The organism is Paenibacillus anseongensis (genome assembly GCF_009757995.1).
Lineage (GTDB): Bacteria > Bacillota > Bacilli > Paenibacillales > NBRC-103111 > Paenibacillus_E > Paenibacillus_E chondroitinus.
This window is the reverse complement of sequence record NZ_WSEM01000008.1, coordinates 393,300-414,106: the sequence shown is the minus strand read 5'-3', so window position 1 is coordinate 414,106 and position 20,807 is coordinate 393,300. Positions and strand designations below refer to the sequence as shown.

Sequence of the window (20,807 nt, the reverse complement as noted above, 5' to 3'; positions counted from 1 at the left end):
ATATCTAGGGGGAACGATCAATGAAGGGTAAACTTGGCATGGTTTCAGCTTTATCTCTTTCTGTTGTATTATTCGCAAGTGTATTAACGGGGTGCACCTCTAATGCTTCGAAGCAATCAAGTACGTCAGAAAAAAATGAAGCAAGTTTATCTTCAATCCCACTTCCTATCGTTAATAAGCCTATCACCTTAAAAATGTTTGTGCCCATGGATGCCAAAGTAGCGGCAACGATGAAAAACTATAATGAAATCGCTGTGTTTAAAGAATTGGAAAAAAGGACAGGGATTCATATCGAGTTCATTCATCCTGCATCTATGGATGGGGCGGCGATCAAAGAACAGTTTAACCTCATGGTCGCGTCGGGCGATTTACCTGATCTGATTTATTATAACTGGATAGGCGATTATAACGGCGGGCCCAATAAAGCGATCAAGGATGGCGTCATTTTGCCGCTGAATGATTTGGTAGATAAGTACTCACCCAATCTTAAAGCGTTTATGAACTCCGACCCTAAAGCGAATAAACAGCTGCGTACAGACGATGGTACGATCTATGTTTATCCCGAGGCCCAATCGCCGAATCAATATGCAAAAGTAAACCCGAATCCGAATCCTGCTTTCCAGACTTTTGGATGGCAAATCCGCCAGGACTGGTTGGAAAAACTGAATTTAAAGTCACCTGAAACAATTGACGATTGGTATGAAGTGCTAAAAGCTTTCAAAACGAAAAATCCTAGCGGCAGTGGTAAAAATGACGAAATTCCTTTGGCGCCAAAAGGAGCGGGGGACCTGCAGAACTGGGTCAGAGCATGGGGGATTAACTACGGGTTTTATCATGACGGCGATAAAGTCAAATATGGACCTTACACACCGGAGTATAAGGAAGCGCTAACAACCTTGGCAAAGTGGTATAAAGAAGGCTTGATCGACCCTGATTTTGGAATTACGGATGCCAAACAATTCGATACCAAAGTTATGGGTAACCGTGCAGGCTCATGGACGGGATCGACATCAGGAACATTTGGTAGATTTGTTCAATTGATGAAAGCGAAAGATCCGTCGGTAAAATTATCAGGAACGGTTCCGCCTTATGTTACAGGCACGAAATCCTATAATTTCAATGTTGATGAAATCAAGGTAGCCAGTGGCGGCGGTGTCGCGATATCCGCAAAAAGTAAATATGCGAAGGAAGCTGCGATGTGGTTGGACTATGGCTACAGCCCGGAAGGATCACTGCTTAATACCTTCGGTATTGAAGGCGAGAGCTACAAGATGGTGAACGGTTCGCCTCAATTGCTTCCAGAGATTACGAATAATCCAAAGGGCTTGTCGATTGATGAGGCGTTATCTAAATATTCCCGAGGATCCGGCGGGCTGGCCTTTATCATGACACCTGAGATTTGGCAGCAGCGCATGGCTTTACCTGAACAACAGCAAATTATTGGCTTATGGAAAGCAGGCTCCTACGACAGAACCATGCCGCCGGGCGTAACGCCAACCATTGAGGAATCAACCAAGATGGCATCCATTACTTCTGCGGTTAATACGTATAGGGATGAGATATTCTCTAAAATGATCATGGGACAAGTCCCTCTTAGTGAGTTTGATAATTATATGAGCAAATTAAAAGCTATGGGAATCGAAGATGCGATCAAAATTCAGCAAGCCGCATACGACAGATACATGGCAAGGCAATAAGCCTTAACGTTGACCAGATTTGGATTGGCTAGCAGCCAGAGCGCCAGCACTTGATCGCCTCCCAAAGGTAAGATCAGTGCTGGATGCCTGCTGCGCGAATTTCTTCACTCAAAGGGGACGAACGATGGAGAATATGACGGTTGGTGAGGCGGCGCATGCCAGAAGTGTCTATCAGACGACGAAGCAAAGCAGCTTTGTCCATAGACTTCGAAGAGACTTGTATAAAAACAGAATCATTTATTTCATGGCCTTACCCGTGGTCGCTTACTATATTATTTTTCAATATATTCCTATGTATGGAGCCTCGATTGCTTTTAAAGATTTCTCCCCAATGAAGGGAATTTGGGGCAGCACTTGGGTGGGAATGCAGCATTTTACCGATTTTTTCAACGATGTTTATTTCGGCAGAATTCTTACGAATACCCTTTTAATTAGTGTATATAACATTATATTTGGTTTTCCAGCGCCAATCATTTTGGCCTTGCTATTAAACGAAGTACGAAGAAATGATGTTTTTAAAAGGTTTGTGCAATCGGTGACTTATTTACCGCATTTTATCTCGGTTCTGGTTTTATGCGGTTTAATTGTAGATTTTACGGCAAGAAACGGGATTATTAATGATTTACTCGCCTTCATGGGAATGGAAAGAATAACGATGCTGCTTGAACCCGGATTATTCCGAACCATCTATGTGAGCTCTAATATTTGGCAGGAAGTGGGTTGGGGCTCGATTATCTATTTGGCTGCTTTAGCCGGCATCGATCAGGACTTGTATGAAGCTGCGACGATTGACGGAGCGGGACGTTTTAAGCAAATGCTGCATGTTACACTGCCGGGGATTATGCCGACCATTATCATTTTGTTTATTTTAAGAATGGGAAGCATGATGAACGTCGGATTCGATAAAATCTTCCTGTTATACAATCCCGTTACGTACGAAACTTCAGATGTGATTTCAACTTATGTATACCGTAAAGGGATTTTGGAAGCAAACTACAGCTTCAGCGCAGCCGTTGGATTATTTAACTCGGTGATCAATTTTGCGCTCTTGGTAGCTACCAACAAAATCAGTAAAAAAGTCAATGAAACCAGTCTTTGGTAGGGAGGGATGACGATGAATCTAAAGCGAAGCAAGGCCGAAGCTATTTTCGGTTTTTTTAATATATGCTTCTTGCTGTTTTTAGCTTTAATTACACTTTATCCATTTCTATATGTTACTATGGCGTCCTTAAGCAACCCCTCAAGTTTAGCGAGTCATTCCGGGTTGTTGCTCTGGCCATTGGGTTTTAATGTAGACGGTTACATCAGTGTTTTTAAAAATCCCAATATTATCACGGGTTACACCAATACGTTAATTTATGTTGTAGTAGGAACAAGCATCAACGTGATTATTACCTCGATCGGTGCCTATGTATTATCGAGAAAAGGTGTCATGCTGCGGGATTCCATCATGATGATGATTGTGTTTACGATGTTTTTTAGCGGAGGCTTGATTCCAAACTATTTGCTTGTGAAAAGTCTCGGCATGTTTGACACGATGTGGGCACTCATTCTACCGGGGGCGATCAGCACCTATAATTTGATTATCATGAGAACCTCGTTTGCGGCGATTCCGGATAGTTTGGAAGAATCCGCTCGTATTGACGGAGCCAATGATCTCACGATCTTGTTTCGAATTGTGATGCCTTTATCGCAAGCCGTGATCGCCGTTATGATTTTGTTTTACGCTGTGGCCCATTGGAATTCGTGGTTCAGCGCCATGATTTATTTGCGAGATCGAGATGCTTATCCTTTACAGCTCTTCTTGCGTGAGATTTTGATAAACAGCAGTACCGACAGTATGATTACCGGGTCCGGCGGGAGCGATAAAGAGGCGGTTAGCGAAATTATTAAATATTGCACGATCATTATTGCTACATTACCTATCATTGCCGTGTATCCTTTCTTGCAAAAATACTTTACCAAAGGGGTTTTGGTAGGCGCTGTGAAGGGTTGAGCAAATAGGACCTTATTAAAGTTGAAACGAGGGATTGGCATGATCTCTGAGGATCAAGTGAAGTTTTATCATGAGAATGGTTACTTACTTGTAAAAGGTGTCTATGACGCAGAGGAAGTTGAAACGTTCCGTGAATCGGTAGAAACATTCCTGAAGAGGGCGGCTGCATCTAAATTTGACCGGAGCCATGCTTGGGCTGGAGACTACCTGCCGCCGGAAGAATTAAAGAAGCTGGTACTTAAGGGCTTCCATGATGTTCAATATCATGACGCCCAGTTTATGCGGATGATCACTCAAAGGAATTTGATCAAGATTTTCACCCAATTGATTGGCGATAATGTTCAACTGCATCATACCAAGATGATGGTCAAACCTCCAGAGAAGGGGGCAGCCTTCCCCATGCATCAGGATTATCCGTATTTCCCGCACAGCAAGCACAGTATGATGCTCGCCAGCATCCATTTGGATCATACGAATGAGGAAAACGGCTGCTTACATGTTATTCCGGGATCGCATAAACAGGGGCCATTACCACATGTAGGAAGCTATTATTTGAATCATAAAGAATATCCTATAGAGAGCGGAATTCCTTGTGTCGCTGAATCCGGAGACGTCTTATTTTTTAACTATTTAACGATTCATGGCTCACCGATCAACCGCAGCGACCGGACGCGTAGAAATATACTTGTCCAGGTTCGTGATCCCGAGGATCAGCCGACGAATGATAAACATGTAAACTGGGGACAGGGGTTGATGCTTCACGGCATTAATCCGAGATTTAGAAACTATAAATATGAAGGAACATTACTGGAAGTTTGATAGCTGACAATAGGATGGGAAAAGAAGTCTAAAATATGTGAACAAATTGGAGTGAACCTATATGAAATTATCTTTTACCACGTTAGGGTGTCCAGAGTGGCCTTTAGACAAAATTATTTCCAACGCAACCGAATATGGATTTGACGCAATTGATTTTAGAGGTTTGACCGGTGAAATGAATATTTACAAGCTTCCGGAGTTTTCCGAGCAGGTTGAACAAACACTTCGTAAAATCACAGATGCCGGTCTGCATGTATCTTGCTTTTCCAGCTCCGTCCATTTATTCTCTGCTGAAAACTTCGAGAAGAATATGCAGGAGATTAGGGAATTTTCGAAGCTTTGCCGTATTTTCGGGACACGTTACATTCGTGTGTTTGGCGGTAAAATTAGCGATGATGCTAGCCGGGAAATGGCTGTTGAGCAGGTCGTTCAGCATGTAAGCGAAATGGCAAAAATCGCAAAGGCACACGGTGTTAAGCTTTTAATTGAAACACATGATGACTGGATTTCATGCATAAATATGAAAAAGGTGTTGGAGCAGGTGGATACGGAAGCCGTCGGGGTACTGTGGGATGTGCATCATCCTTACCGCATGGTGGGAGAACAGCCTGAGGAAACCTGGAAGACACTCGGGCAGTGGATCGAGTACACACATGTGAAGGACTCACGCGCCGGAGAAGGCGGGGGAGAAAGCTTCCAATACTGTTTAACCGGAGAAGGAGATATACCGCTGAAAGACATCTACAAGTTATTAATTCGTGAAGGTTATCAAGGTTACTTCACCTTAGAGTGGGAGAAAAAATGGCACCCTGAATTGGAAAACCCGGAAATTGCCTTTCCCCAATATGTACAATACATGCGCAAATTAATATCGGAGGTAACGATATGAAAAAGATTAGAGTTGCCATTATAGGACAAGGACGCAGCGGTCGTGACATACATGCCAATTCCTTAAGTCAAATGAAGGAGCAATATGAAATTGTTGCAGTAGCTGACATGTTGGAGGAGCGGTTGGAGCGAGCCAAAAAAGAGTTGAATTGTGAGGTTTACCGTGATTACCGTGATTTGTTCAAGAGAAATGATCTTGATCTAATTGTAAATGCTTCGCCCAGCCATTTTCATTTCACGATTTCTAAAGAAATTATGGAAAGCGGATTTCATGTCCTGTCTGAGAAACCGCTTGCCCGAACGGCACATGAGGTTGATATTTTGATGGATACGGCGAAGAAAACAGGGAAATTGCTTGCTATTTTTCAGCAGTCCAGGTACGCACCTGCTTATCGCCAAGTGCAGGAAATTATCAAATCCGGCGTGATTGGACGCGTGGTTCAGGTCAGTATTGCCTACAACAATTTTGCAAGAAGATGGGATTGGCAGACTTTAAAAGCGAATGATGGAGGCAATCTCTTAAATACGGGTCCACATCCGGTAGATCAAGCCCTCCAATTTTTCGGAAGCGAGGAAATGCCGCATATCACTTCCATGATGGATCGCGCGAATACGGCTGGAGACGCCGAGGACTATGTAAAGATCATCCTGCATGGCCACGGGCGTCCTGTCATTGATATAGAAATTTCTTCCTGCTGCGCCTATCCGAGTTTCACCTATAATGTCCAAGGGACTAGAGGCGGAATTAAAGGGAGCACAACCCATCTGGACTGGAAATATTTCAAACAGGAGGAAGCGGGAGAACTGAAATTAGTGACAACGCCTATGGTCAACGAAAAAAATGAGCCGGCTTACTGCCGTGAACAACTAAAGTGGTACGAAGAAAGCTGGGACATCCCTGCCGAACAGGGGAAAGATGTATTCCCTTCGATGGCCCAAAACTTCTATAACATGATTTATAATACGATCGTACATGGGAAAGAACTGGAAATTACACCATCACAAGTACGCCAGCAAATTGCCGTTATGGAAGAATGTCATAGACAAAATTCGCTATAATTGTAAAATAAAAGAATAAAATAAAGCGACAACAGGCTGCCGGCAAATTGGCAGCCTGTTTAACTATTGGATTAACTTAAGCACCAATTCATGTAGTACAGGATTTGCTTCTTCCACCAGTACCAATCATGATTAACATCGTGCCCCCAAAACTCCACGTTAGCTGGGACGTGTTTCTCCTGCAGCACTTCCAAGAGCTTCTGCGTTTCCGATCGCATTAAATCTTCATAAGCGCCTTGCCCTGTGCAAATGATGATTTTGCTGTTCCTGTAATGATTCAGATAGAAATCGTCTTCCAAGTTTTTTAAATAGTGAAGTGGAGAATGGTAATAAGCTGAAGGAGGGACCTCTTCTCCAAAAAAACGATTGGTCGAATACAAACCGCTTAAAGCAATTAAACTGTCAAAATATTGTGGGTGCCGGAAAAACATATTGGCACTGTGATAAGCCCCCAACGAACATCCTGTCGCCAAAATCTTCTGCGTTTGTCCTCCGTTATTCTCCTTGCTTTGATGCAAAATAGAAGGAATGAGCTCATTTTTCACATAGGCATCATATTGGTCATGGCGTTTCATTTTCTCATCGGTCGTCGAGTCCTTGGCATAAAATGTCTCTTCATCCATGCTGTCGCATGTCCAGACTTGAATCTGGCCTTGTTCAATATAACTTTCCAACGTTCCAATCATGCCGGAATCTTCATATTGATAAAACCGCCCGCAGGAGGTGGGGAAAACAAGAACGGGCTTCCCTTGATGTCCGTAAGTTTTGTATTCCATGTCCCTTTGCAAGTTGTCACTATATACCTTGTGATAGGTTACTTTCATGCATACACCTCGACTTTGTTTTCTACTGCATGGATAAAAGCTTCAATTCGTTTCACTTCATTAAAGTCCTTTGAGCGAAATTGATACGCATAATTTCCCCTTGACTGGCTTTGTACATCCTCAATGCTGAAGTGATGGACAATCTCATGGTGATATCGCTGCATGATCTCTTCGTGTCCATGGGCGTAGGGGAGGTGGTTTTTGTGGCTGGCAAACCCGGTATAATACTTCCCGACAAAAGGTCCTTCCACCTGATTATTAACAACCATATTCGCCCATAGTTCGTAGATATCGATGTCGTAAGTGTAATTGATCGCATCCGTCATCCACGAACCGGGCGGCCTCATATTGACTTCAAGCGCAATAATATTTCCGTCTCTATTAGATTTGAAAAACTCGAGATGAAAAAAGCGTTCTCTAATCCCATAGGTTTGGATGATTTTTCTCCCGGCCTCCTCGATTTCCCCGCTTACTTCCTTTAAACAATAATAGCTAAAATGATTTCCAGCATTTACGGATTCCATGATGCTATGCGGAAATTCGTGGCTTGCAGCAAATAGGATTTCTCCATCCTTGTTGACGAGACCATCGTAGGTTTGCAGTACGCCGTCTATATGCTCTTGCATGATAAATTCGACTTCTGGCGGTTTGGTATGCAAGAAATGCTCAAGCTCCGACTCGTTCGCGATTTTGTAAGTCATGTTCGCCCCAACGCCTATATTCGGTTTTACAACCACGGGATAGCCGCCGATTTTCGAAATGAATTTCTTTGCCTTCGCACGGTCGAATTTCGTTATGGAACGTATGGACTCGACACCGCTTTTTTTGAAAAACTTTTCCATCTTCGATTTTTGCTTCAAATTAGAAATGAAATCGAGCTTTGTCCCGAAAATGTTGAAATCCGTTCGAATGTGTGCATCAAGCTCTAGCCAATGCTCGTTAAGGGATTCGAAACGATCAATTTTTCCATATTTATGGGTATAGTAACCGACCGCTCTCAGAACCTCATCATAATCTTCCAGACGATCTATTTTGATATACTCAGTCAGCGAATACTGCAGCTTCTCGTTAAGCAGGTAATAATCAACATCGCTAATGCCAAGTACGTTCACTCCGCATTCTTTCAAGTGAAAGCAAAATTCCGTGCAGTAATTTGGATAATTCGGTGAAAAGAAAATAAAGTTCATTTATTTGTCCCTCCTGACTCCTATTATCTAAAATCTTATCCTGACATTTCCATGTTTTCAAGAAAATCAATTGTAAAGATTAGTGCTTTATGGAAGTAATGACAGCGAAATCGTATGATTCTTTCATTATTCTTTCATTAGCCTTCTTTACAATGAATGATAGCGAACGTTCTAGTTGCAGAAACCGTTATATTAAAGGAGCAAACCATGAAAAAATTAGTCTTATCCCTATTCATTGTATTATTTGTGTTTGGGACTTCATTTTCGCAGATTCGACCTGTATATGCAGCTGAGAGCGATTTTACTTTTACAGTCGGTTCCAATGGTGCCACGGTTACAGACTACAAGGGCACGGATCTGAACGTGGTTATTCCCGCCGCGTATGCGGGGACGATGGTGACCGAGATCGGAAGATCAGCGTTTGATACGTACGGTACGGGCAAACCCCAAATTACGAGCGTCGTGATTCCGAACAGTGTAAAGGTCATTCAAACGTATGGATTCCGTTATACCAGCCTCACTTCCATAGACCTTCCTGACAGCTTGTTAACAATCGGCTCAAGTGCATTCGAAAACAATCCATTAACTTCCGTCGTATTTCCAGATAGTGTGACGATGATCGGCAACTACTCTTTTTATATGAATAATTTGACAACGATTAAATTATCGGAAAATTTAAAGACGATTAACGGCGGAGCTTTCGACACTAATCACATTACGAAACTAGTCATCCCGGCAGGCGTAACGAAAGTCGACAGCAGCTCATTTTATAATAATAACTTGACAAGCATAACGGTGTTAGGTGATGCAACAACTTTTGGGACAGGCGTATTTGCATCCAATCCAGGCAATCTGAAAATATTCGGAATTGCGAATTCACCCGTATCTGCTTATGCGTCTAGCAACGGACATACGTTTGTGGACGGAACTGCGTTGTTTCAAGCGGTCGCCGGCGCCAAGTCGTTGTTGAAAAGTCATCTGACGGGCACCGGAGTAGGACAAGTACCGGCCAATACGTACAACAACTTGTCTGCAGCCTATGACACAGCTAAGCTTTTTATCGACGGAATCGGGAATGCGACCATCGCCTCCGACCTGGCAAACGCCGCAATACCTCTGACTTCTTCCATTGCGGCATTCAATGCGGACATTATCCAGGCCGGCAATCCCGCAGCGTTGGCGGCGGCGATCACAGCGGCACAGCAGCTGATGACGAATCATCCGCAAGGGGTGAACGTGGGACAAACTTCGGCGGCAGACCGCAGCGCTTTGCAAAACGCGATCACTGCAGCCCAACAAATTTTCAATCAAGCCGCCCAATATCTTCAAGGCGAATTAGATGTGGCTGTGGCACATTTGGAAATGGCGATAGATACATTCGAAGACGTGATTATTTCAGCCGGCAATCCTACAGCGCTGGGCGCGGCGATCACGGCGGCACAGCAGGCGTTGACGGATCATCCGCAAGGGGTGAACGTGGGGCAGGCGTCGGCGGGAGCGCGCACCGCATTGCAGACCGCGTCCAATGTAGCGCAGCAGATACTCGATAACGCGAGCAATTACACGCAGGATCAGTTGGATACGGCCGTTATCCAGTTAAACTCGGCGGTTCAAGTGTTTAATGCCGCCGTTTTACAGGCGGGCATTCCGACGGCGCTGGGCGCGGCGATTACGGTGGCGCAGCAGGCGTTGACGGATCATCCGCAAGGGGTGAACGTGGGGCAGGCGTCAGCGGGAGCGCGCACTGCGTTGGAAACTGCGAAGAATACGGCGCAGCAGATACTCGATAACGCGGGCAATTATACGCAGGATCAATTGGATGCTGCCGTTAACCAGTTAAACTCGGCGGTTCAAGTGTTTAATGCCGCCGTTTTACAGGCGGGCGTTCCGACGGCGCTGGGCGCGGCGATCACAGCGGCGCAGCAGGGGTTGACGGATTATCCGCAAGGTGTGAACGTGGGGCAGGCGTCAGCGGGAGTGCGCGCCTCACTGGAAACTGCGAAGGCTACGGCGCAGCAGATACTCGATAATGCGAGTAATTACACGCAAGATCAATTGGATACGGCCGTTAACCAGTTAAACTCAGCGGTTCAAGTGTTTAATGCCGCCGTAATACAAGCGGGTATTCCGACGGCGCTGGGCGCGGCGATCACGGTGGCGCAGCAGGCGTTGACGGATCATTCGCAAGGTGTGAACGTGGGGCAGGCGTCAGCGGGAGTGCGCGCCTCACTGGAAACTGCTAAGGATACGGCGCAGCAAGTACTCGATAACGCGAGCAACTACACGCAGGATCAATTGGATACGGCCGTTAACCAGTTAAACTCGGCGGTTCAAGTGTTTAATGCCGCCGTTATACAGGCGGGCATTCCGACGGCGCTGGGTGCGGCAATCACAGCGGCGCAGCAGGCGTTGACGGATCATCCGGAAGGTACGGATGTAGGGCAGACTTCGGCAGGATACCGCGCTACTCTGCAGACCGCGATAGATGCAGCGCAGCAGATACTCGATAACGCGAGCAACTACACGCAGGATCAACTGGATACAGCCGTTAACCAGTTAAACTCGGCAGTTCAAGTGTTTAATGCCGCCGTGATACAGGCGGGCATTCCGACGGCGCTGAGCGCAGCGATCACAGCGGCGCAGCAGGCGTTGACGGATCATCCAGAAGGTACGGATGTAGGACAGACTTCGGCAGTAACACGCACCGCACTGCAGACAGCGTCCAGTGCAGCGCAGCAGATACTCGCTAACGCGAGCAATTACACGCAGGATCAACTGGATACGGCCGTTAACCAGTTAAACTCGGCGGTTCAAGTCTTTAATGCTGCTGTTATACAAGCGGGCATTCCGACAGCGCTGGGCGCAGCGATCACAGCGGCACAGCAGGCGTTGACGGATCATCCAGAAGGTACGGATGTAGGACAGACTTCGGCAGTAACACGCGCCGCACTGCAGACAGCGTCCAATGCAGCGCAGCAGATACTCGCTAACGCGGGTAATTACACGCAGGATCAATTGGATACGGCCGTTAACCAGTTAAACTCGGCGGTTCAAGTGTTTAATGCCGCCGTGATACAGGCGGGCATTCCGACAGCGCTGGGCGCGGCGATTACAGCAGCACAGCAGGCGTTGACAGACCATCCAGAAGGTACGGATGTAGGGCAAACTTCGGCAAAAGACCGCACTGCCTTGCAGATCGCGATAGATGCAGCGCAGGCTATTGCCGGCGATGCGAAGAATCAATCTCAGACTCGATTGGATGAAGCCACTGTCAGTTTGAACGAAGCTATGGCAGTATTTGGAGCCTCTTGGGTGGGGGTGGTGTTAACCGCATCGGCCAATGATTTGTATGGAACAAACGACACGCTTCGCTTTACGATATTTTACGGATACGAAGTAACTGTGAGTGGGACACCCGCGGTTCCAATCATAATTGGAGATGATTCCGTCACTCAGACGGTATATCAGACGGTATATGCCACGTATACAGGAGAGCGCGGCATACCATTGACAAAACTTACTTTCGAATACGAAATTCCGGCCGGGCTCGCGGATGTTGACGGAATAAAAGTTGCCGCTGCATTGGATCTCCTGAACGGTGCAAGCATCGTTCGCACCTCCAGCGGACTTGCGGCTTCGCTGAATTACGTAGCACCAGACGCGAGCGGAATACGCATCGTGGCGATACCGCCCGATGTTGCTCTGACGGCTGAATCGAACGGATCGGCAAGTAAAGCGATCAGCGTGACCGCAAGCGTGTACGGCGTGACTGCGGGAAATGCGCTGACAGAGCTCCGTTGGCTGCCAGGAAGCCTTAGCGAGGCTGATTTTGCTAGGGGAACGAAAGGAAGCGATATTTTGGCCGCATCTCAATTCACGATTACGGCCAACGGAGACTATAGCGTATATGCCCTAGACAGAGCAGGCAATGAAACAGTGAAAAGTATCACTATTACTGAGATCTCAATCCCTTCTTCATCGGATAATGGCGATAGACCGATCACATTGGGAACGACTGCGACGACGGAGACGACAGTGAAGATAAATATGACCGGCGGGATTACCGCTCTTGTCGATCCTTCCAACTTCAAAAAGATCACGCGTTCGGACGGCACGGTGGTCGAACAGGTTATCCTCCCTGAACGGACGAGGGAAAAGATATTGGAACTCCTGAAAGATGCGAAGGAACCGTTTGTTAGCATTAAAATTGGCAATCGGGAGCAAACGGTACAAACACAGTTTCCGGCTGACTGGATTGCGCATATGGCCCAAGCTTATCCTAATGCAATTATCGAGGTGAGGCTGAACGACTCCAGCTATCAATTGCGGTTAAGCACGATCGATCTGACCGGCTTGGCGAAGCGTCTCAACGCGCTAGTATCGGATTTGACCGTGAACATCATACAGGTGCAGGTCGGTGAGAATGTTCGACAAGAGATTAATCGGATTGGCGTTTCCCAAGGTTTTACTGTTTTCGCCGACGTCATTGACTACCAGGTGACGGCAGAAGCAAAAGCGCAAACGTTGGAGGTGCATGACTTTGGCGAATCGTACACGATTCGGACCATAAAGTTAGACCGAGAGAACATGAACCGCAACCTGGTTGCCGTTCAGTATATCCCGGCAAACGGCACCGTCATTTTTGTTCCCTCACAGCTGGAGACCGGTCCAGATGGCACAACAGAAGCGATTTTGAACGTGCCACATAATAGCATGTATACGGTTTTAGATGTGCAGGCACGAACATTCGCCGACTTAAACGGACATTGGGCAAAAGCGGATGTGGAGTATCTGGCTTCCAAATTGTTGGCGAACGGCGTGGCGGCCGACCGTTTCGCGCCAGAGGGAACCATAACGCGAGCGGAATTCTCAGCTTTGCTCGTTCGCGGGTTAGGGCTATCCGTAAAGGAGAACGGGGGCGGTATCCATTTTGCGGATGTCCCTGCATCTGCATGGTATGCATCTACAGTAGATGCGGCAGTGGCTAGTGGCTTGGTTAGCGGCGTCGGTGCCGGCCTTTTTGCTCCCAATGCCCCGATTACCCGTGAAGAAATGGCCGTTGTGATCGCGAGCGCCTTAACCTTGACCAGCAATGGAACTAGCAGCAAAGGGCAAGGGCAAGCGGACAGCCGTCTAAACGTTTTCACGGATCAAGAATCCATTTCTTCATGGGCGCAAGAGGCGGCAATCCGAGCTTCGGAAGTCGGCATTATGAATGGGATGGAAGACGGACGTTTTGCTCCGACGGAGTATGCTACGAGGGCGCAGGCAGCAGTTATACTGAAAAGGCTCTTGCAGTACGTGCATTTTATTAAATAAATATGGTTACAGAAAAAGTCGCATGTGATGCGGCTTTTTTATTTTATATCCTCAAGTTCTTAAGCCTACTAGTTGGCGAAATGTTAAGGGGGAAGGGTAGATACTCGATGAATAAGCATGTATATTGAAAAGGAGGTTTACTTCGGACTGACCCGCATGTCAGTTCCATAGAGGAGAGACGCTGCAGTGAGCACAGTTCAATGGTTGTCCTTATTGCTTTTTTTGGCAGCGGGATTCATGATATACGTTGCGTTTTTGTCCTATCAGCAACGGCATTTACCAGTCGCTAGAACGATGATTCTGATTATGATAGGAGCGGCTTGGTACGCAACGGGTTATGCTTTCGAGTTGTTAAGCCGCAACTTATACGAAGTTAAGCTTTCGCTTCAAATCGAATATGTGGGCATTCCATTCGTCACGACGCTTTGGCTCTTCCAGGTCATTCAGTTCTCTGGGACGGCTTCGCGTTACCGAAAACGCCTTGCAGTGGCACTTTTCGTTATCCCTGCAGGGGTCTTTATTTCCCATTTGACCAATGAGTGGCATCACCTTTTTTATGAGCAATATCTCTTCAATGAGTCTAGTTCATTTCCTTTGTATATAACAGTTAAAGGGCCTTGGTATAAAGCACATACGCTGTATAATTATTTCGTATTATTGTGTGGATTTTTTCTATTTATCCCGATGTATTGGCGGTCTTCAAGCATCGTTCGCAAGCAAATTATCGTATTGACCATGGGAGCCGCAGTGCCCCTACTGTTCAATATTACCTTGTGGTTTGGAATGGTGGTCGATTTGACGCCTTTCGGGTTCGCAGTGTCTGGTATCGTCTATGCCTGGGGAATTCTGCGATTTAATCTGCTCCGATTTACACCGCTTGCACTGACTCAAGTGTTCGATACCATCAGAGATGGTGTTATCCTGCTCGATTACAAGGATCAAATTGTCAGCTACAACAAAGCGGCCGAAGGCGTCTTACCGGAACTCACATTGACGAAACATTACCCTGCCTATGTCGGGGAGGTTCTCTCCGCCAATCCTGAATTGATTCAACCCATTCTTGACTCTCATCACGGAAACGAACGGTTCTCGTTCTACAGATCCCAAGCTGATGGCAATAAAAATACATATTATCAATGCAGTGTATCGTTCATCTATGATTCAGGCACACCAATTGGAAAAATGATTCTCTTTAATGATATTACGGAGTTGAAAGAAAACGAGGCAAGGCTGCGTGAGAGTGCGAACCAGCTTTTGGAATTAAATTCGTTTAAGGACAAGATGTTTACGGTTGTGGCACACGACGTTCGAGACCCGATCGCGCATTTGGTTAGTATAACCGAACTGCTTGGTGAAGAACTTGCTGCAGATAACAATGAGCATGCCGAATTGTTCGGAGTACTCCAAGGACAAGTACAGAACACGTTCTATCTTGTCGAGAATTTGCTCGACTGGTACCGCAACCAGAAAGGGAATGTCGTGTTTCGACCGCTAGGCTGGAATTTGCAGCAAGTCGTTCGTCAAGCCCTATTACTAGCAGAGTCGAAGGCAGGAATGAAGCATATTGTGCTGAGAGAGCAAATTGACGAGAAGTTTACAGTTAGCGCAGATAAAGAGATGTTGGACCTCATTCTGCGGAACTTGCTATCGAATGCGATCAAGTTTACAGGCGTTGGTGGATGGATTGAAATTGGAGCTAATCTGGACAAGGATAAGATTGTTGTGACTATACGCGATAATGGAGAAGGAATGGACGAAGAGACAGTGGACATGCTGCGCCGTGACGATACATTTATCAAAGTGCCAGACCCTGAACAAGGTGCAGGGCATGCCAGATTTGGGCTTATGTTAACTCGTGAATTTATTGCGATTCATGGAGGAAATCTGTGGTTTGACAGCGTGCCGGGAGTGGGAACGACGTTTTTCTTTACTTTACACCGTTCAAGAGACGGGATGGATGTCATTGACGATCGGAAGGAAGGCGAAGAGGCTTGAAAGTTATTTTGGTAGACGATGACGTGACAATGCATTTAATTTTGAGCAAAATGTTGCATAAGCTGCCAGAGGTTCATGTTGTCGGCGCCTTCACGGATACGAAATCTGCTTCCTTCTTTTTACAAGAGCATACGGATATCGCCCTCGCATTCGTTGATATCTCCATGAAAGGTGAGAATGGGATGGAATTCGCTGCAAGGTTAGGAAACGTCGGCTCTCCGGTGCAAATTGTATTCGTCACGTCTCACAAAGATTTCGCCCTAGAAGCTTATGAACTTTCGGTGATTGACTATCTGGTCAAGCCAGTTTCCCAAGAGAGACTGCAGCGAACCGTACATCGTGCGCTTCAGAACTGGCGGGCTTTCCATCTGCCAGCAATCCAGGTACCACCGGCGCAGCAAAGAAGAGGGATTGTTATTACAGCGCTCGGAGACGTTGTTGTAAGCAATGAAACGGGCCGAGTGAAGTGGATCTCGCGAAAATGCGCAGAGCTATTTGCCTATCTCTTGCTTTACCGAGGTAGACGTATTCCACGTTCTAAGTTGGTTACGGATATTTTTGGCGGCATGGAGCAAGCGGGTGCGGAAAGCTATTTGAATACAACGGTGTACCAACTGCGCAAGTCACTGGAACCGCTTGGTATGCGCGAGGTGATACGTTCAGAGAACGATGGTTATGCACTTGAGTGGCAGGACGCTAATATTGATTATGTAGAGTTCGAATCGCAAGTGAAAGAACTTCAAACGATCGATGCCAGCCAAGTGGAAAATGCTCTAAGCGTTGAACGGCTTTATACGGGTGATTTGTTCGGCGATAAAGCGTATGTATGGGCTATTCACGAAACGGAACGTTATCGTCAAATGTACACTTCATTCGTCAAACGCCTTGTCGCCGTACTGATTTCGTCGGGAGATACAGGCTCCGCCTCAAAGTTATTACTTAAGCTTAACGAGCACAATCCGTTAGATGAGTCGGTCATCCACCATTTGATGATGATACGCGAAATGACGGGGGACAAAAAGGGATTGACCGTGCTGTATACGGATTATGTTCGGCTGCTTCATCAGGAGCTAGGTATTCGCCCTTCTGAAGAGTTGACCGTTCTATACAGTTCGTTAGTTCGTGCAATTACAGATAAAAAGCCAAAAACCGCGAAGCCTTGAGGCATCGCGGTTTTTGACTTTCTTGGCGGAAGGCAGGGAGGAATAGTGACCTTTATGTCTTGTTTTCTAATTGGGAGCTAATTTCATTCATTACTTTTCTTCGATATACGCCTGGGGTAACGCCGGTAAACTTCTTAAATAACTTATGAAAATAAGGTAAGCTCTCATAACCGCAATTGTGGGCGATCGTATCAATGCCTAAGTCGGTAGTTAAAAGCAGTTCCTTAGCAGTTGAAATTCGCTTGGCATTCACATAGTCGGTGATGTTCATCCCGGTTAGTTGTTTAAACACCCTGGATAAATGAGCGGCTGAGACGGAAGTGTGCTTTGCCAAATACGAAAGTCCAGCAATTGGTTCAGTGTGAAACTGATCTAAGTGTTGAAGGATGTTCAGTAACCAGGGAGGACCGATATCGGACGCGACCAGTTGATGATGGGATTCTTTTAAGATCAAACGATTAATGCTGATGAGAAGGCTGTTTAAAAGTAGTTGAACTGCGTATCTAAAACCGGCTTCGTGCCGTTCCAATTCTTCATGTATTTGTTTGAGTTTTTCTTCGAGTTGAGGGCGCATGGCTGCTGGGACAACAAGCTTATAGCTTTTATATTTCCGGGCTCGCTCAAAAACTTGCATATTCGTAAAGGAATCGCCTGCTGCATAATGCCCGATCAGTTGCGGATCGAAATAGACAGCAGTTGCGGTAATAGGAAATTCGGAATCTGGCAACGCCTGATGAACGGTATTTCCAGGAATGATGAAGAGATCTCCCTCATTCATCTCATAGAGCATTTGGTTTAAGAAAAACGTACCATTTCCACTATAAATATAAACCAATTCAAAGCGATCATGTAGATGCTCTGGCAGTTCACGATTTGGTGTTTTTATGTCCTTAAATACAATGTCCAATGGTAGGAGGTGGTCGTTAATAAAGTTCTTTATAAGCGGTTTTTGCATGTTTCGGACCTCCACAGATCATCTCACTGCGTTATTTTCTTATTTATAGAATATCAAAATAGAGTATGTTTTCGCAAAGGTAAAGAATTAACAAATGGCATATTCTTGATACAATAATATTGAGCAGCACTAACCTTGAAGAAACTCTATTTATTTTATAAGTTCGGAAAATCTCAATAAAAGGAGCCAGTCATCGATGGACGTCGTTTACCAATTTGAAGAAGTAGCGAGACTTCCCTTGCCCGGGGATAACTGCGCCGTTGCGATTCAACAATTGAACTCCGGTACTGTCATTCAGTATGAAGGCCAATTCCTCGTCTTGGATTACACGGTGATGGAAGGTCATCGATTCGCGGTGAAAGCGATTGCTCCTGGCGAAGATCTGCTTTCGTGGCATTTGCCTTTCGGGGTTGCGATTCAGCCGATTCAGCCCGGTCACTATGTGATCAACAAAACCGTACGGGAAGCGCTCAGTGTGCGCCAGTTGACATTCGCTGTGCCGGCGGAGCCCAATTTTACGGATCAAATTTCTCCCTATATCCTTGACGAAGAGAACTTCCAGCCGGCTCAGGCATCGCCAGCTTATGAGGATACGCGTACGTTCATGGGATATCGCCGCCATGCAGATCGCGGGGTTGGCACCAGGAACTACGTCGTACTGCTCGGTACCACCTCGCACACGGGGAGCTACGTGAATGAGCTTGCTGCTCGATTGCAAGGCAAATGGAACAAGGATTCGAATATAGACGGGATCGTTCCTGTCGCTCACACAGAGGGCGGCACAGAGAAACCGAATAATGCGGATTTGCTGCTGCGGACGCTCGCAGGTTTCATGGTCAACCCGAACGTCGGAGCGGTATTAGTTGTCGATTATGGCAATGAATCGGTCACGAACAAGATGGTGGAAGCTTATGCACGCGAGCATAGCTATCCGATCGATGAAGTGCTGCATAAGTTCGTGTCGCTCACTGGCAGCTTCGAAGAGGAGCTGGTTAAAGGGGAAGGGATCGTACGGAATTGGCTGGGGGCGGTTAGCTCGATGCAGCGGACGCCTGAATCCATCAGCCACTTGCGAATTGGCTTGCAGTGTGGCGGTTCGGACGCATTTTCCGGAGTATCCGCGAATCCGCTGCTTGGCTGGGTTTCGGAAGAATTGGTGCGCTACGGCGGTGCGGCGAGTCTAGCCGAAACGGATGAGTTGATTGGGGCGGAGCCTTATGTCCTGTCGAAAGTACGCAACGTGGAAACCGCTCGCAAATTTCTGGAGCTTGTGAACCGATTTAAGGAGCGCACGTCCTGGCATGGCACCAGTGCGGAAGGTAACCCGTCAGGCGGCAACATGTATCGCGGCTTGTACAATATTTATCTCAAATCTATAGGCGCCGCCATGAAGAAAGACCCGACAACACGGATCGACTATGCAACGGAGTACGGGGAGCTCATGAAGGATGGCGGTTACTATTTCATGGATAGTCCTGGCAATGACCTGGAGAGCATCGCCGGACAAATAGCCGCAGGCTGTAACATGATCTTTTTTACAACAGGAAATGGTTCAATCACCAACTTCCCGTATGTACCTACAGTCAAGGTGGTCACGACAACTCGCCGGTTCCAGTTGCTGTCGAACGATATGGATGTGAACGCGGGGCAGTATCTGGAAGGCAAATCGATGGATGAGCTGGGCCAAGAGGTATTCGAGCTGGCGATTCAAATTGCCTCCGGTCAGCGAAGTGTCGGCGAGAAGGCAGGCCATGCCCAAGTACAAATTTGGCGCAACTGGCAGCAGAACGATGCGAGTCAGCTGGAGACGCTGCTTCACACTCCTGTACCAACAGGAGCTCCGATAGCCGTTGAAGATGATACTGTAACGATGGCTAACCCGATTCAATTCTCTTTCACTCGGCATCGCAATCGGCAGTCCAGTGATCATATCGGCTTGATCGTGCCGACCAGTCTTTGTGCCGGACAGGTAGCGGGTATGATCACACGGCGCTTGAACGAGCAAGGAGCAGGGAAGCCTGAGCTCTCGCGCTTCGTCACCTTGGCGCACACGGAAGGCTGCGGCACTTCGGGGGGGCCAGCCGAATCTCTGTTTTCCCGCACGATGATCGGTTATATTACGCATCCGATGGTGGAGCATTGTTTGCTGCTGGAACATGGCTGCGAGAAAACGCATAACGACTACATGCGCCATCAGATGGACGTGATGGGTGTCGATGCGAGCCGCCTTGGTTATGCCAGTATCCAGCTTGATGGGGGAATTGCCAAGGTGAGCGAGAAGGTAGAGGCCTGGTTCACCGATCAATTGGCTGCCGCCGAACCTGCGGAGAAGGTGACCGTCGGCCTAGAGGGTCTGCGCATTGGAATTGTAAGCGCTGGTGCCATTAACAAAGAGGCCGGAGAGCAGTTGGGGCTGCTAACCAAGATGATTGTCGGTGCCGGAGGCTTGGTCGTTGTTCCTGAGAACAGCGGATTGCTTACCGAGGACGGATTCAGTCAGCTTTTATTTGGCTCATCTCCAGTTCGCCCATCCATTGCCTATGGGGAACACGTCCGCCAAAACGGCTTCCACGTGATGGAAACGCCAACAACGCATGGCGTAGAGACGATCACAGGACTCGCCGCCACAGGTGTGGAGTTAATCATCGCACTGATCGGTGATCGTCCGATGCAGGCGCATCCTTTTGTCCCTATGCTGCAAGTGACGTCGGAACAGGTTAATCTGCCTAACCATAATAAGCAAGATGTCGATTTGGTACTCGGGGGTAACCCGAGCTTCTGGGTGAATCAAATTCTTGAGCGCAGCAAAGAAATTCTGGAACATACTTATGTACCGCGTCTCTATCAGCAAGGGAATATCGATTTTCAAATGACACGAGGCTTTTTGGGTGTGTCGTTATAATAC

At 46.9% G+C, this 20,807-nt stretch carries 13 protein-coding genes; 10 read left to right on the top strand and 3 right to left on the bottom strand.

Features of this window, described 5'->3' with window-relative positions; all coding sequences use genetic code 11:
* The first annotated feature begins 20 nt into the window (after positions 1–20).
* The 6 genes from GON05_RS09535 to GON05_RS09510 all read left to right on the top strand — a co-directional run bounded on the left by GON05_RS09535 (position 21) and on the right by GON05_RS09510 (position 6,459).
* Positions 21–1,697 (top strand): type 2 periplasmic-binding domain-containing protein, encoded by a 1,677-nt coding sequence (locus GON05_RS09535; protein ID WP_157318935.1) that lies wholly within the window; start codon positions 21–23, stop codon positions 1,695–1,697.
* A gap of 133 nt (positions 1,698–1,830) precedes the next feature.
* On the top strand, positions 1,831–2,799 hold the full coding sequence (locus tag GON05_RS09530) for an ABC transporter permease (RefSeq protein WP_145664795.1): 969 nt from the start codon (positions 1,831–1,833) through the stop codon (positions 2,797–2,799).
* A gap of 12 nt (positions 2,800–2,811) precedes the next feature.
* Positions 2,812–3,693 carry a carbohydrate ABC transporter permease gene (locus tag GON05_RS09525; protein ID WP_127452765.1) on the top strand — a complete coding sequence of 294 codons (882 nt, stop codon included), beginning with the start codon at positions 2,812–2,814 and terminating at the stop codon, positions 3,691–3,693.
* A 39-nt stretch (positions 3,694–3,732) separates the two neighbouring features.
* Positions 3,733–4,512 (top strand): phytanoyl-CoA dioxygenase family protein, encoded by a 780-nt coding sequence (locus GON05_RS09520; protein ID WP_157319284.1) that lies wholly within the window; start codon positions 3,733–3,735, stop codon positions 4,510–4,512.
* 61 nt (positions 4,513–4,573) lie between these two features.
* Complete coding sequence (locus tag GON05_RS09515) at positions 4,574–5,401, top strand: sugar phosphate isomerase/epimerase family protein (RefSeq protein WP_157318934.1); 828 nt, start codon at positions 4,574–4,576, stop codon at positions 5,399–5,401.
* Positions 5,398–6,459, top strand: a complete 1,062-nt coding sequence (locus GON05_RS09510; protein WP_157318933.1) for a Gfo/Idh/MocA family protein — start codon at positions 5,398–5,400, stop codon at positions 6,457–6,459. The genes GON05_RS09515 and GON05_RS09510 overlap by 4 nt, the downstream gene beginning before the upstream one ends.
* Positions 6,460–6,530: 71 nt before the next feature.
* On the opposite strand, the gene GON05_RS09505 is transcribed toward GON05_RS09510, so the two are convergent.
* Entirely contained in the window at positions 6,531–7,283 is a 753-nt protein-coding gene (locus tag GON05_RS09505) for an esterase family protein (RefSeq protein WP_157318932.1), read from the bottom strand.
* Positions 7,280–8,470 carry an ATP-grasp domain-containing protein gene (locus GON05_RS09500; protein WP_157318931.1) on the bottom strand — a complete coding sequence of 397 codons (1,191 nt, stop codon included), beginning with the start codon at positions 8,468–8,470 and terminating at the stop codon, positions 7,280–7,282. The genes GON05_RS09505 and GON05_RS09500 overlap by 4 nt, the downstream gene beginning before the upstream one ends.
* Before the next feature lie 207 nt (positions 8,471–8,677).
* On the opposite strand from GON05_RS09500, the gene GON05_RS09495 reads away from it, so the two are divergent.
* The 3 genes from GON05_RS09495 to GON05_RS09485 all read left to right on the top strand — a co-directional run bounded on the left by GON05_RS09495 (position 8,678) and on the right by GON05_RS09485 (position 16,947).
* Positions 8,678–13,789: an S-layer homology domain-containing protein gene (locus tag GON05_RS09495; RefSeq protein WP_181646240.1), complete on the top strand. Its 5,112-nt coding sequence runs from the start codon at positions 8,678–8,680 to the stop codon at positions 13,787–13,789.
* A 186-nt stretch (positions 13,790–13,975) separates the two neighbouring features.
* Positions 13,976–15,784 (top strand): histidine kinase N-terminal 7TM domain-containing protein, encoded by a 1,809-nt coding sequence (locus tag GON05_RS09490; RefSeq protein ID WP_157318929.1) that lies wholly within the window; start codon positions 13,976–13,978, stop codon positions 15,782–15,784.
* The gene (locus GON05_RS09485) at positions 15,781–16,947 is read left to right on the top strand and encodes a response regulator (RefSeq protein WP_157318928.1); all 1,167 of its coding nucleotides are present in this window, start codon (positions 15,781–15,783) and stop codon (positions 16,945–16,947) included. Before GON05_RS09490 ends, GON05_RS09485 begins: the two co-directional genes overlap by 4 nt.
* Before the next feature lie 52 nt (positions 16,948–16,999).
* On the opposite strand, the gene GON05_RS09480 is transcribed toward GON05_RS09485, so the two are convergent.
* On the bottom strand, positions 17,000–17,902 hold the full coding sequence (locus GON05_RS09480) for an AraC family transcriptional regulator (RefSeq protein ID WP_157318927.1): 903 nt from the start codon (positions 17,900–17,902) through the stop codon (positions 17,000–17,002).
* A gap of 196 nt (positions 17,903–18,098) precedes the next feature.
* Between GON05_RS09480 and GON05_RS09475 the strand changes: the two genes are divergently transcribed.
* Entirely contained in the window at positions 18,099–20,804 is a 2,706-nt protein-coding gene (locus GON05_RS09475) for a UxaA family hydrolase (protein ID WP_157318926.1), read from the top strand.
* The last annotated feature ends 3 nt before the right edge of the window (positions 20,805–20,807 follow it).